Below are 13,175 nucleotides of genomic sequence, written 5' to 3'. Positions count from 1 at the left end.
TCGTCCAGCAGTTCCCCGGCCAGCCCTCTCAGTCGCGCGGCGTCCGGGCCGGAGGCGCCCGCGCGTGGCGGGGCGCCATGTCCTCCGGCGGCGTGCCACCGGGCCGCGATCTGGCGCACCCGTTCCCCGGTACCGCTCGCGCCGGCGCGGCCGTCCTCGGCGGCCTGGCGGAGTTCGTGGCCGATCAGGTCCTCGGGCTGGACCCAGGTGAGCCGGATCACCGGCGGTCCAGGGCGGCGAAGGCGGCCTCGTGGTCGCGCCGCCGCTCGAGGTCGTCGGCGTGCACCCGGCGGGCGACCCCGGCGATGGCGAGCCCGGGGGCCACCAGGTCCGTACGGCTGGCGGCGTCGACCTGCTCCACCCACTCCCCCGGCACGGAGGACAACCCTCCGAGCGCCCCCGCGATGGCCCCGCCCATGGAGGCGATCGAGTCGGCGTCGCGCCCGTAGTTGACGCCGCCGAGCACGGTGTCGCGGTAGCCGCCCTTGGCGATCACCAGGAACCCGAGCGCGAGCGGCAACTCCTCGATGCTGTGCGTACGGCTCGGCCGCCGCGCCCCGAGCCCCTGGTCGCGGTAGGTGTCGGCGACCGTGTCGTACGGCCGCATGGCGGCCCTCAGCGCCTCGAACGAGCCCTCCCAGTGCCCGATCCCGGCGGCGGCCTCGCAGACGGCCTCGATGGCGGCCCTGGTGCCGTCCTTGGCCAGGCGCAGGCAGGTGGCGACCACGGAATCGGGCGTGGCGCCCGGCCGCATGGCCTCGGCGACGGCGGCGGCCATCACGCCGGCGGCCTCGCGGCCGTAGCTGGACTGGTGGGCTCCGGTCAGGTCGATGGCCTCGGCGTAGGCGGCGTCGGGGTCGGCGGCGTTGACGATGCCGACGGGGGCGACGTACATGGCGGCGCCGCAGTTCACGATATTTCCGACACCTGCCTCGCGCGGGTCCACGTGCCCGTAGTGCAGCCTCGCCACGATCCACTTCTCGGCCAGGAAGATCCGCTGCAGCGGCAGCGCCTCGGCCTCCAGCTCGGGGATCCACCGCCGCTCGCCCATCAGCTCCGGCACCAGGTGCTCGGCCATCGCGTACGCCCCGAGGTGCCCGCCCACCTTCTCGTAGACCCGGATCAGGGCGTGCGTCATCAACGTGTCGTCGGTGATGTGACCGTCGCCCTTGTGGTACGGCGCGATCGGCCGGGCGTTGCGCCAGTCCTCGTTGAACGGCGGCACGATGCCCTCGACGCGGCCCGCGTACCGCTCGACGATCTGTTCGGGAGTCCAGCCCTCCGTGGCGCCGCCCAGCGCGTCACCGACCGCCGCACCCGCCACGCAGCCGGTGGCCCTGTCCTCAAGCGGCGTCATGCGATTCCCTCCGTGACATCGTTCGCGAGTTCGATCAGATCCAGGCCCGCCAGGTCAGGCAGGCAGCAGCCGGCCAGCGTACGAGCCGGCGCGATCCATCCCTCCGGGATCGCGCCGAGCCCGCCGCAGGCCCCCGTGAGCGCTCCGGTCAGCGCGGGCGCCGAGTCGGCGAGCGCGGCCAGGCACGCGGCCGCGGGCACGGCCCGGCTCAGGTCCCCGCCCGACACCTCGGCCAGCGCCAGCGCGACGGGCACCGTCTGGGCCGCGCCGACGCCGTAGCTGTAGACGTGGTCGAGCAGCGCCGCGTCCAGCGCCGGTACGGCGGCGAACGGGTCGCCCGCCGCCCGCGCGGCCTTGACCGCCAGGCGGGCGTTGTGGCCGATGGCGGTGCCGCCGGGCAGCACGGCCAGCGCGGCCTCGACGGCGCCCGCCGCCGAACCCGAGGCCACGGCCTCGGCCACCGCGGCGGCCATGGCCCTGGCGCCGAGGAGGCCGTCGCCGGCGTTCGTCACCTCCGCGTCCGGCGTCGGGTCCCTGCCCAGGACCCCGAACGCGACGGCCCTGACGGCGGCGGCGTCGTCGAAGAAGTGCGGATTGTCGTGCCCGGACGCGGGCGGCTCCACGTCCTTGGCGAGGTTGTCCAGCGCGGTCGCCACCGAGATGCGCGCCCTGACGGAACCGCCGCCGCCCGCCTCTCCCGAGGCGGAGGCCGCACCCTCACCGGCCGTTCCCGGTTGCGGGTCGATGAGGCCCCTGAACGCCTCGGCCCGCGGCCGGTCGATGGTGAGCGCCGTCCACGCCAGCCACTCGGCGTCGTCGGACGGGCCGACGCGCAGCGGCGCCACCGGCTGGTTCAGCGCGAACGGCACCGGCAGCGTGGTCACGCCGTGTTCTTCCGCGAACGTGTCCAGCTCCCTGTGCAGCCGCCGGCTCCAGGGCGCGTGCAGCGCCGCCCGGTGCCTGGCGGCGGGCCATCCGGCCGCGTCGCCCACGGCGAGCCCGGCGAAGGCTCCCCTGATCCTGTCCCCCGACATCGTGATCTACAGCCTTTCCGCCAGTTCGTCGGCGACGTCCCGCACATGTCTCCCGGCCACGACGGGCAGGCACTTGCCCGTCACCGGCCCGATCCTCCCGGCCCACCGCCGGGGCACGCCGTGCTCTCCGCGCCCGGCTCCCGCCACGGCCCCGGCGATCGCGCCGATCGTGTCGGCGTCCCTGCCGAGGCTCACCCCGAACGTCACCGACGCCTCCACGTCGCCGCCGCCCGCGAGGAAGGCCGCGAACGCCAGCGCCACGGCTTCGGGCGCCACGTCGGTCCAGGGGTAGTGGCGTACGACCACGGCCTCGTGCAGCGCCTCGACGACGCCCGGTCCTGCCGCCTCGGCGTCGAGCACGTCGCGTACGCGGACGATGTTCCTGGAGGTCCAGGAGTCGGCGGGGACGACCGCGAGCGCGGCGTCCACGACCGCGTCAGGGGCGGCGCCGCCCATGGCGGCGGCCACCGCGCCGGCGACGGCGCGGCCGCCCAGGATGCCCTCACCGGCCGCGCTGACCAGCCCGTCCTGCTCCACCAGCCGGGCCGCCTCCGCCGGATCACCCGGGCAGAAGATCCCGTACGGCGCCGCCCGCATGGCCAGCCCGTCCGACCAGCCGTGCGCGTGCACGAGCCCGGTCAGCGGCGGCTCAAGGCCCCGGCGCAGCGCCTCCACGGTGCCCAGTTCGGAGAACCCGGCCCCGCGCATCGGCCCGGCGATCGCGGGCAGGATCTCCCGCCGGTACGCGGCGGCGACGTCCTGGCTGGTCAGGGCATGGCCGTGGCGGACGAGGAGAGAGGCGGCGAAGATCGCGTACTCGGTGTCGTCGGTGCCGCCGCCCTCGATCTCGGTGAGCCGTCCCCACCTGCGCCGGATCTCCGACGGCATCAGGTTCTCGGCGGGGGCGCCGAGGGCGTCGCCGGCCGCCAGGCCGAGCAGGCACCCCCGGGCCCGGTCACGAAGAGTCACCGCTGGTACCGCTCCAGCACCTTGTTGCCGTCCTCGACCAGCCTCTTGGCCACCTCGTCGATGGTGATCTTGTTGGCGAAGTATTCCTGCAGGACCGGCGTGGCCACCTTGCTCTTCCACTCGTCGAAGCCGTTCACCTTGAGGAACGGCGCCTCGACGAGGTTCTTGGCGGAGGCCGTGGCCACGTCCCAGCCGTTCTCCTCGGTCGTGATCGCCGGGTCGGCGGCGGCCTTCTGTGAGGTCGGCAGCAGCCAGTCGCCCTTGGCGAGCTTGGCCTGGTTGGAGCCGTTGAGGAAGAACGAGATGAACTTCATGGCCTCGTCGGGGTGCTCGCTCTCCTGCGCGATCGACAACGTCTGCGAGACCGCGCCCTGCTGGGCGGTGGTGCCCTTCGGGCCGGGCAGGGTGACCCACTCGAAGCCGTCCGGCGCCTGCTCGGCGACCTGCTGGCGCAGGTAGACCCCGGCGGGCAGCAGCGCGAACTTGCCCTTGTAGAAGGCGGGCAGCGGGTCGGCGGTGCCCTGGCCGAGCGCGGCGGGGTCGGCCGACTTGTCCTTGTACAGCTGGTCGTGGATGCGCTGGAGCACCTCGCGCTCCTCGGGCCCCACCTTGACCGTGGTCTTGCCGCCGGCGGTCTGGAAGAACGTGCCGCCGAAGTTGAGCGCCAGGTTGAGCGTCTTGTTGACCGGCGACTTCATCGGCCAGGCCACGCCGTACGTGTCGCCCTTGGTCATCTTCTTGGCCGCCGCGGAGAACTCGTCCCACGTCCACGGAGCGTCCGCCGTCGGGATGCGCACCTTGGCCGCGTCGAGCAGCTTCTTGTTGGCGATGATGACCTGCGACTCCTGGAGGAACGGCACGCCGTAGACGCCCTGCTCGCCCTTGCCGCCGTCGAAGGTGACGGTGTCCCAGGCGGACTGGGGGATGTCGTTCTTCAGCTCGGCGGACAGCTGGTCGCGCAGGTCGAGCAGGTAGCCGTCGGTGGCGAAGCCGGCCAGCGCGGGGGAGTCGTTGTGGATCACGTCGGGGGCCGTGCCGCCGGCGAACTGGGTGACGAGCTGGTCGTTGACGTTGTCCCAGCTGCCCTGGACGTAGGTGACCTGGATGTTGGGGTTGGCCTTGTTCCACTCCTCCACGAGCTGCTTGTTGGCGGCCACGGACTCCTTCTGCCACGCCAGGCTGAGGAAATCGATCTTCACCGGCTCGTTCGAGGAGGACTCGCCGCCTCCTCCCCCGCCGCACGCCGTGGTGAGCGCGGCGATCGCCACCACCGCCAGAGCGGACTTGATACGCATATGAGCCTCCTAGCCCTTGACGGCGCCGGCCATCAGGCCGGACTTCAGGCGCCGCTGGATGATTGCGAAGAAGATCAGGCTCGGGATGGTCGCCATGAGCGACGCCGCGGCCAGCGGGCCCAGCCTGGCCACCCCCTCGGGGCCGGTGAATCTCACCAGCGTCAGCGGGAGCGTCATGACATCGGGGTTCTGCAGGATCACGAGGGCGAACATGAATTCGTTCCACGACGAGATGAACGCGAACAGCAGCGTGGCCACCACGCCCGGCGCGAGCAGCGGCGCCACCACGGACGCGATCGAGCGCAGCCGGGAGGCGCCGTCCACGGCCGCCGCCTCCTCCAGCTCGGGCGGGACCGCGCGCACGTACCCCTGCAACATCCACAGAGCGAACGGCAGCGTGAACGTCACGTGCACGGCCACCAGACCCGGAAGCGTGTTCACCAGGTCCATCTCGCGCAGGATCATGAAGAGCGGGATGATGATCAGGATGAACGGGAACACCTGGCTGACCAGCACCCACCCGAGCGCGACCCGGTTGAGCAGGCTGCGGTAGCGGGCCATGGCGTAGGAGGCCGGCAGCGAGATCAGCACCGTGATCACGCTGCTGAACAGCGCCACGATCAGGCTGCGCACCGCCGCGCCCACCAGGTCCTGCTCGCCGAACGCGTCGGTGAAGTTGGCCAGGGTCGGCTCGCGCGGAACCCACGTCGGCTCGGTCAGCGCCATCTCCTGCGGCGTCTTGAGCGCCGTCGACAGCAGCCAGAGCAGCGGGAACGCCAGGAAGACGATGTACGCGGCCAGCGCGGCGTACTGCGGAAGGCGTCTCATCGGTTCTCCCTCATCTGCCGCCACAGGTACAACCCGAGCACCGCGAGCACGACGATCGCCATGGCGAGGCCGAGCATCGAGGCGTAGCCCGCGAACCGGTAGCGGAACGCCTCCTCGTAGGCGAACAACATCGGCAGCCGCGTCTGCCCGCCGGGCCCGCCCTGCGTGAGCACGTAGACGAGGCCGAACTGGTTGATGTTCCACACGAAGTCGAGTGACGTGATCGCCACGATCACGGGTCTCAACTGCGGCAGCGTGATGTTCCAGAAGCGCCGCCAGCGGCCCGCGCCGTCCATCTCGCCGGCTTCGTAGAGCTCCTTGGGCACGTTCTGCAGGCCGGCCAGCAGCACGATCGTGGTCTGCGGCATACCGGTCCACACGCCGACCACGATGATCGCGGGCAGCGCGAGCGAGAAGTCGGCCAGCCAGTTGATGTCCGTGCCGAGCAGGTCGTTCAGTATGCCGGCGTCCGGATGGTAGACGAGCTTCCACATCAGGCCGATGACCACGGGCGGCATCGCCCACGGCACCACGGCGAGCACCCTGGCCACGCCCCTGAAGCGCAGGTTCTGGTTGAGCAGCAGGGCCAGGCCGAGCGCGGCCAGGAACTGCAGCACGGTCACGGAGACCGCCCAGATGGCGCCGATCCTGAACGAGGCCCAGAAGTCGTCGTCGGCGAGCAGGTCGGTGAAGTTCTCCAGGCCGACGAAGCTCGTCTCGTGCACCCGCGTGTTGCGGGCGTCGGTGAAGGCCAGGCCGATGCCGTACAGCAGCGGCCCGACGCTGAACAGCAGCACCGGCACCAGCGCGGGCAGCATCAGCAGCCACATCTCGCGCGTCCGGCGCGAGGTGTGGCGGCGTCTGGCGCGCGGCCTGCGCGGCGGCGCCGGTTTCGTCACGGTCGCCGTCACGCGCCGCCCTCCTTTCCTTCAGTACGTTCCGCACTGCCGTGCCCGGCAGTGGCGTCCGGCGGTCCCGCCGTGCTGGCGCGGACCACGAGCCGGGGCGGCACGGTGACCACCCGCGGCTCGCGGTCGCCGCCCTGCAGCCGGTCGAGCAGCAGCTCGGCGGCGGCCTTGCCGCGCTCGGCCGAACCGAGCGAGACGCTGGACAACGCCGGCCACGAGGCCGCGGCCAGGTCGGTGTCGTCCATGCCGACCACCGCCACGTCGCCGGGCACCCGCTTGCCGGCCGCGCGCAGCACGTCGAGCGCGCCGAGCGCGATCAGGTCGTTGGCGCACATCAGCGCGTCCACGTCGGGAACCCTGTCCAGCAGCTCCGCCACCGCGCGGCCCCCTTCCGCGCGGTAGAAGTCGCCGATCCGGACGAGGTCCTCGTCGTAGGGCAGGCCGAGGTCGGCGAGCGCCTCCCGGTACGCGGCGCCGCGGGCGGCTCCCGGCACCGTGTCGAGCGGGCCGTTGATCATGCCGATCCTGCGGCGGCCGAGCGCGTAGAGGTGGTCGATGGCCAGCCGCACGCCGGTGCGGGAGTCGGCGCGTACGTTGTCGGCCCGCGTGCCCTCGGGCACCGAACCGATGATCACGACGGGTGCCCTGGCGGCGGCCAGCATCTCGAGGTGCTGCCCGGTGACCCGCAGCGGGCTCATGATCAGCCCGTCCACGTACCGTTCGCCGAGACTGTGCAGCACGTCGATCTCGTCGGCCACGACGGCGTCGGTGGAGTGCAGCACGAGCCGGTAGCCCGCCGCCTTCAGCACCGGCTGGATCTCGCGCAGCATGGCCAGGTAGGCGGGGTTGCCGACGTCTGCCATGGCGAAGGCCACCTGGTGGGTGCGGCGCGACTTGAGCGACCTCGCCACGGCGTTGCGCACGTAGCCGAGCTCCTCGGCGGCGGCCATCACCTTGCGCACGGTCTCCTGCCTGGTCGGCAGGCCGTTGAGGACCCGCGAGACCGAGGCGATCGAGACGCCGGCGCGCTCGGCGATCGTGTTGATCGTGGGTCCGTCGGCCACGGCTGTCCTTCCCGGTGGCGTTGACGATCGATTGCTGTAAACGTTTACCGCGTGCGCCACATGAAACCCGTACGGCAACCCACCGGTCAAGTCACGATCGCATAACGCCAGGTCGGAGGCGTTTGCCGCAAATAGTGCCCGGCACGGGCGGAGGTCAGTCCCGTGCGGGTTCCGGTTGAGGCGCGAGGACCACTCCCTGGCCGGGCCCGGCGCCGGAGACCTTGAGCAGCGAACGGATCGCGGGCGCGCCCGCGAGCGCCACGACGGCGGCGAGGACCGTCGGGATGACGAGCGCGACCGGCAGGGAGGACGCCTCGGCCACGTAGCCGAGCACGGCGGGCCCCAGCAGGAGCCCGCTGTATCCGAACGCGGTCACCATGGCCAGCGCCCGCCCGACCCGGTCGCCGACCGCCCCGACGGCGCTGAACAGCACCGGCACGACCGTGGCCAGCCCGACCCCGGCCAGGGCCCAGCCGGTCCACGCGCAGGCCACCTGGAGCGGCTCGACGAGCGAGGGCGACAGGAGGATCAGCACGTAGCCGGCGGTGGCGAAGAGCCCGGCGAGCTGGATGGTGCGCACGGACCCGAGCTTCGCCCTGATCGGGTCGCCCAGCAGCCGGACGGTCGTCATGGCCACGGAGAACACCGTGTACGCCAGCGGCGCCATGGCAGGATCGGTCGCCAGCACCGTGCTCGCGTGCAACGCGGCCCAGTCGATGGCCGCGCCCTCGCTGAGGTGCCCGGCGAAGGCCGCCAGCCCGAGCACCGCGATCAGCCCCCACTTCAATCCGCCGCCCTTCTGCGCCCCCGGCTGCGGCGAGGCGTTCCCGGGCTGGTCGGGCAGCAACAGCCGCGCCGCGGGCACGTACAGGAAGGGCACGACCAGCGCCGCCACGATCAGCAGCCACTGGGCGTCCAGGCCCGCCTTCAGGACGAGCGAGGTGAGCCCGCCGCCGGCCGCGCCGCCCAGGCTCCAGGTGCCGTGGAAGGCCGAGATGATCGGCCGGCCGTAGAGGCGTTCGACCTCGACGGAGTGGGCGTTCATGGAGACCTCGGTCACGCCCAGCCCGATCCCGAACACGATCGCCAGCGCCACGAGGGCCCCGTACGAGGGCGCCAGGGCGGGGCCGAGCAGGACCAGCGCCGAGAAGGGCCCGGCGAACCAGCACACCCGCCTGCTGGACCACCGGTCCACCAGGGATCCCGCCACCAGCATCGACGCCAGCGCGCCGCCGGAGATCAGCAGCAGGATGCTGCCCAGCCGGGCGAAGCCGAGGTCGAGCCGGTCGTTCAGGGACGGCAGCCCGGCCGCCCACAGACCCATGACGAAACCGCAGAGAATGAAATATCCGAAAACTCCGGCACGAGCGCGTCTGGCTTCAATGAGGCTTTTGTTCACGGCTAGAGCATAATATGTGTCCGTGAACGGAGCCACGACGAGCGGCGAACTCCGCGCGCACAACCGGGTCCGGCTGCTGCGCGCCGTGCACGACGGCGGGTCAGCCGCCACCCGGTCGCGGCTGACCCGCGAGCTTCGGCTGGCGAGGGGCACGGCGTCGGTGCTGGTGGCCGGGCTGGCCGAGGACGAGCTGCTGCACGAGGAGCCCGCCCCGGAGCACGGGCGGGGACGGCCGACCCAGGTGCCGGGCCCTCATCCGCGCGGACCGCTGGCGCTGGCGGCGGACGTGCGCGAGGACGCGTGGGAGCTCGCCGCGTGCGAGCTGGGCGGCCGCGTCACCGTCCTGGACGTACGCCCGCACGACGGCACCCCGGAGGGCGCGCTCGTGCCGCTGGGCGAGGCGGTCGCCGCCCACACGTCCCGGCTCGGGCACCGGGTCATCGGCGTCGGCGTCGCCCTGGCGGGGCCGGTGCGGTTCGGCGGCCTGGCGGACATCGCCCACCTCGGGTGGCGCTCGGTGGACGTCCCGGCCCTCCTCGGCCTGCCCCGCCCCGCCCCCGGCGCGGGTGCCGACGGGGTGACGCTCGGGAACGACACCGCGTTCGCCGCACTGGCCGAGGCGCGGCGCGGCCGGTTGCGCGACGTGCGGGTGGGGCTGCACCTGCACGTGGACTTCGACCTGGGCGGCGTGCTGGTCGTCGAAGGGCGTCCGCTGGGCGGCGCGAGCGGCACCGGCGCCGAGTTCGGGCACATGCCGCTGGACGCGAGCCGCCCGTTCAGGGACCGGCCCTGCATGTGCGGGGCGACCGGCTGCTGGGGCATGGACGTCGGCGCCAACGCACTGCTGCGCCACGCCGGCCTCGAGTACGGCGGAGGGCGGGGACGCGAGCAGGCCGAGCGTGTGCTGGCCACGAGCGAGGAGGCGGTGGCTGCCTGCGCCGCCGCCCTGGGCCGGGGCATCGCCGCGCTCGTGAACGCCCACGACCCCGAGGTGGTGACCCTGTCAGGCCACGGCCCGGAACTGGCCGAGCGGGCGGGTGAGACGCTGTTGCGGGCCTGCGAGCCGCGCCTCATGGCGATCCGCCGCGAGCACCCGCCGAGGATCGAGGGGTCGGCGCTGGGCTGGCGCGGGGCGCTGCTGGGCGCCATGGAGTCGGTCTTCGACGTTTTCCTGACCCCCGAAGGGCTCGAAAGGTGGCGGAAAACCACCCTGACCAGGGTAGCGACACGCCCGGCAGGCGAAATGTGACGCATTCCACCCCGAAGGGAGATCAGCCGCTATAACGCGCTGCGCACCCGCACAGATTTCCGGCCGTGCACGCCCCCGCAAGCCACCCCGTACGGGCAAACCCTCCGACCAGCCGGAGCACCATGATCCGGGCGGCGGAACACGCGAACCGGATGCCCGTGCCCGGTACGGACGGGACGCCCGTCACCCGCGCGGTCCGGGAATGCGCCACGGTCTGCGTCACCGTCGCGGACGCGACGTGACATCCGCATCTTCGCAGCGTACGGGGGGTGCGGCGGTGTGCTCGCGCCGGGCGGCGCCCCTGCCGCGGCGGCCCCGTGCGGCGGTGCCCCTGACCGGGCCGGATGGGCGGCTCCTGGGGGCACGTCCCCCGGGCCTGGGGACGGCCGGTCCGCCCGCCGCCGAGGTGGCATTCCGCTCTGGTGGGGCTACGGTGAGGGAGAACGCGTGGTCAGCGGCATGGGGGGCGGCGAAGGCCTGCTCGCGCGGCGCGTGGCGTGCCACGAAGCGGCCGCGACGGGTGGCGACAGGTTGAGCCGGGCGCTTTCCGCAACACGAACCGCTGGTATCCGCCATGATTAGCCACTGCACCACGGGTAACAGAACCCGAACGTAAACTCCCCGAGGAGAGAACAGAAATGGCACTTCCCACCCTCACCCCCGAGCAGCGTCAAGCGGCTCTGGCCAAGGCGGCCGAGGCGCGTGCGGCTCGCACCGCCCTGCTGGCCAAGGTCAAGGCCGGTGAGCTGACGTTCGCCCAGCTGTTGGAGCGCGAGGACGACATCGCGAAGAAGATCAAGGTCTCCCAGGCGCTGCGCGCCGTCAAGGGCGTCGGTCCGGCCAAGGCCACCGCGCTGATGGAGGAGGCTGGCGTCGACGAGAAGCGCCGTCTCGGCGGCCTGGGCGCCCAGCAGCGTAAGAAGCTGGTCGACGCGCTCGGCTGACACCCGAGCGGCCAGGTCCGCGCGCAGCGTCGCGCGGACCGGCCAGCCACCCCTCAGCGCGGCCGAGGAGGGACCGGAGAGCGGAGCCGCCCCCGCTCGCCGGCGGGCCGGGGCCGGGGGTGCGAGCGAACCGACAACGACATAAAGGTCAGGACCGCAGGTAGGTCAGCACAGCGAGCACCCGGCGATGCTGGTCGCTGTCCTCCGCGTAGAGGCCCAGCTTGCTGAAGATGCTCCTGATGTGCTTCTCCACGGCCCCGTCACTGATCACGAGCTGCCGCCCGATGGCCGGATTCGACTTCCCCTCGGCCATCAGCCCCAGCACCTCGCGCTCCCGCGGCGTGAGCTGTGCCAGCGGATCGTCCTTGCGCCTGCGTACCATCAGCTGTGACACCACCTGCGGATCGAAAACGGTGCCGCCGGCGGCCACCCGTCGCAGGCCCTCGAGGAACTCGTCGACGTCGACGACGCGGTCCTTCAGCAGGTAGCCCACCGCGCCGCGCGCGTCGGCCAGCAGGTCGTCGGCGTAGGAGACCTCCACATACTGCGACAGGATGAGCACGGGCGCCCCCGACACCCTGCGCCGGGCCTCCACGGCCGCCCTGAGCCCCTCGTCGGTGAACGACGGCGGCATGCGCACGTCGACCACCGACACGTCGGGCTTGTGCTCGGCGACCGCCTCGACGAGGCCCGGCCCGTCGCCGACGGCCGCCACCACCTCGCAGCCGAACTCTTCGAGCAGCCTGACCAGGCCCTCTCTGATCAGAACCGCGTCATCGGCCACGACTACGCGCACGGCACCTCCGCTACGATCGCTGTCGGCCCGCCCTCGGGCGAGTGGACCGTCAGCTCCCCGTCGACAGCGCGGAGCCGGTCGGCCAGCCCGGCGAGACCATGTCCCTTGGCGACGCTCGCGCCGCCGACACCATCATCGCCGATCGTGAGCATCAGACCGTCACCGATGCGGATGAGCTGGACCGTGCAGACGGTGGCACGGCTGTGCTTGGCGACGTTCGTGAGCGCCTCGGCGCAGACGAAGTAGACGGCGTTCTCCACCGAGGCCTGATAGCGCTCGGCCGTCTGCACGTCCAGGTCCACCGGGACCGTGCAGCGCCCGGCCAGGGCGGCGAGCGCGGGCGCGAGACCGCGGTCGGACAGGATGGGCGGGGCGATGCCGCGCGACAGGGCGCGCAGCTCGTCGAGCGTCTCACGGGTGGCGCCGATCGCCGACCTGAGCGTGGTCTGCGCCGCCTCCGGGTCCTTGGCGATCTGCCGCTGCACCCTGGACAGCTCCATGGCCAGCGAGACCAGCCGCTGCTGCGGGCCGTCGTGGATGTCGCGCTCCAGCTTGCGCAGCGCGTTGGCCTCGGCGGACACGGCGGCGGCGCGGCCTTCGGCCAGGTCGTCGATGCGCTCGTGCAGCTCGGCCACGGTGGTCAGCAGCGCCCGGCCGAGCCCCGCCCGCAGCAACGCGGCCCCGCGCACCATGAACGGCATGAGCAGCGCGAAGAACAGGCCGACGCCGACGTAGAAGACCGCGTTGACGACGTAGCCGTCGCCGAGGCCGAGCAGTTCGGGCAGCTCCATGTTGCCGGGGATCCGCGAGGTGATGATGCCGTACAGCGGCCACGTGAGCCCCGCCAGGGGGATCACCCAGAAGACCACCGTCAGCACGAACGCCACGATGGCGAACGGCAGGCTGATGATGCCGTGCAGCAGATCGAGCCAGGACTGCCCGCTGGTCATCGGGTTGACCAGGCGGCGGAACCAGCCCGCGCCGGGCGGGGCCGGCTTGTAGCGGGGCCGCACCGGCGGGCGCTTGAGCACGTCCGACAACCAGCCGCGCTCGGCGTCGGCGAACCCCCGCGCCATCATCAGCGTGCCGGCCAGGAGCGGCACGCCGAGCCACACGACCAAGGTTCCTGCGCTGGCGGAGAACCCGGCGACCATGAGCACGAAACCTATGACGGTCGTCGGGAAGCCGACCAGCGTGTAGCGAGTGTCGAGAAGGACCCGCCTCATCAGGGAGCGCATGGCCTCAACGGTATTTCGTCCCGTCGTTCCGGACGAGCGGGTGCACTGGTGTCCGGGGGTAGGGCCAGCCCTACCGGCGCCGGTGGTGCGATCT

At 72.5% G+C, this 13,175-nt stretch carries 12 protein-coding genes and 1 pseudogene; 2 read left to right on the top strand and 11 right to left on the bottom strand.

What is annotated here, in order from left to right; translation table 11 throughout:
- The 9 genes and pseudogenes from GUY59_RS15460 to GUY59_RS15420 all read right to left on the bottom strand — a co-directional run.
- Positions 1-221 (bottom strand): annotated as a pseudogene (locus GUY59_RS15460) (ADP-ribosylglycohydrolase family protein); the annotation flags it as partial.
- Positions 218-1,357, bottom strand: coding sequence for an ADP-ribosylglycohydrolase family protein (locus tag GUY59_RS15455; protein WP_138200474.1), 1,140 nt, complete (start codon positions 1,355-1,357; stop codon positions 218-220). The pseudogene GUY59_RS15460 and the gene GUY59_RS15455, both read right to left, overlap by 4 nt.
- Positions 1,354-2,391, bottom strand: coding sequence for an ADP-ribosylglycohydrolase family protein (locus GUY59_RS15450; RefSeq protein WP_138200473.1), 1,038 nt, complete (start codon positions 2,389-2,391; stop codon positions 1,354-1,356). Before GUY59_RS15450 ends, GUY59_RS15455 begins: the two co-directional genes overlap by 4 nt.
- Before the next feature lie 6 nt (positions 2,392-2,397).
- A complete protein-coding gene (locus GUY59_RS15445) occupies positions 2,398-3,360 on the bottom strand; it encodes an ADP-ribosylglycohydrolase family protein (protein WP_138200472.1) in 963 nt (320 codons plus the stop codon).
- Entirely contained in the window at positions 3,357-4,655 is a 1,299-nt protein-coding gene (locus tag GUY59_RS15440) for an ABC transporter substrate-binding protein (RefSeq protein WP_138200471.1), read from the bottom strand. The genes GUY59_RS15445 and GUY59_RS15440 overlap by 4 nt, the downstream gene beginning before the upstream one ends.
- A 9-nt stretch (positions 4,656-4,664) precedes the next feature.
- The gene (locus GUY59_RS15435; RefSeq protein ID WP_138200470.1) at positions 4,665-5,483 is read right to left on the bottom strand and encodes a carbohydrate ABC transporter permease; all 819 of its coding nucleotides are present in this window, start codon (positions 5,481-5,483) and stop codon (positions 4,665-4,667) included.
- Positions 5,480-6,394, bottom strand: a complete 915-nt coding sequence (locus GUY59_RS15430; RefSeq protein ID WP_138200469.1) for a carbohydrate ABC transporter permease — start codon at positions 6,392-6,394, stop codon at positions 5,480-5,482. Before GUY59_RS15430 ends, GUY59_RS15435 begins: the two co-directional genes overlap by 4 nt.
- On the bottom strand, positions 6,391-7,455 hold the full coding sequence (locus GUY59_RS15425; RefSeq protein WP_138200468.1) for a LacI family DNA-binding transcriptional regulator: 1,065 nt from the start codon (positions 7,453-7,455) through the stop codon (positions 6,391-6,393). The genes GUY59_RS15430 and GUY59_RS15425 overlap by 4 nt, the downstream gene beginning before the upstream one ends.
- Before the next feature lie 154 nt (positions 7,456-7,609).
- Positions 7,610-8,854, bottom strand: a complete 1,245-nt coding sequence (locus GUY59_RS15420; RefSeq protein ID WP_289513793.1) for an MFS transporter — start codon at positions 8,852-8,854, stop codon at positions 7,610-7,612.
- 22 nt (positions 8,855-8,876) lie between these two features.
- Here GUY59_RS15420 and GUY59_RS15415 point away from each other — a divergent pair, with 22 nt between their 5' ends.
- Both GUY59_RS15415 and mihF read left to right on the top strand, forming a co-directional pair.
- Positions 8,877-10,103, top strand: coding sequence for an ROK family protein (locus GUY59_RS15415; RefSeq protein WP_201760911.1), 1,227 nt, complete (start codon positions 8,877-8,879; stop codon positions 10,101-10,103).
- Positions 10,104-10,741: 638 nt separating this feature from the next.
- A complete protein-coding gene (gene mihF, locus GUY59_RS15410) occupies positions 10,742-11,047 on the top strand; it encodes an integration host factor, actinobacterial type (RefSeq protein ID WP_132340195.1) in 306 nt (101 codons plus the stop codon).
- 148 nt (positions 11,048-11,195) lie between these two features.
- On the opposite strand, the gene GUY59_RS15405 is transcribed toward mihF, so the two are convergent.
- Complete coding sequence (locus tag GUY59_RS15405) at positions 11,196-11,843, bottom strand: response regulator (RefSeq protein WP_132340193.1); 648 nt, start codon at positions 11,841-11,843, stop codon at positions 11,196-11,198.
- Positions 11,834-13,081: a sensor histidine kinase gene (locus GUY59_RS15400; protein WP_138200464.1), complete on the bottom strand. Its 1,248-nt coding sequence runs from the start codon at positions 13,079-13,081 to the stop codon at positions 11,834-11,836. Before GUY59_RS15400 ends, GUY59_RS15405 begins: the two co-directional genes overlap by 10 nt.
- Between the last annotated feature and the right edge of the window lie 94 nt (positions 13,082-13,175).

Source organism: Nonomuraea sp. K271 (genome assembly GCF_009908215.1).
GTDB lineage: Bacteria > Actinomycetota > Actinomycetes > Streptosporangiales > Streptosporangiaceae > Nonomuraea > Nonomuraea longispora.
The sequence above is the reverse complement of the archived record's forward strand: the minus strand, read 5'-3'. Positions and strand labels throughout refer to the sequence as shown.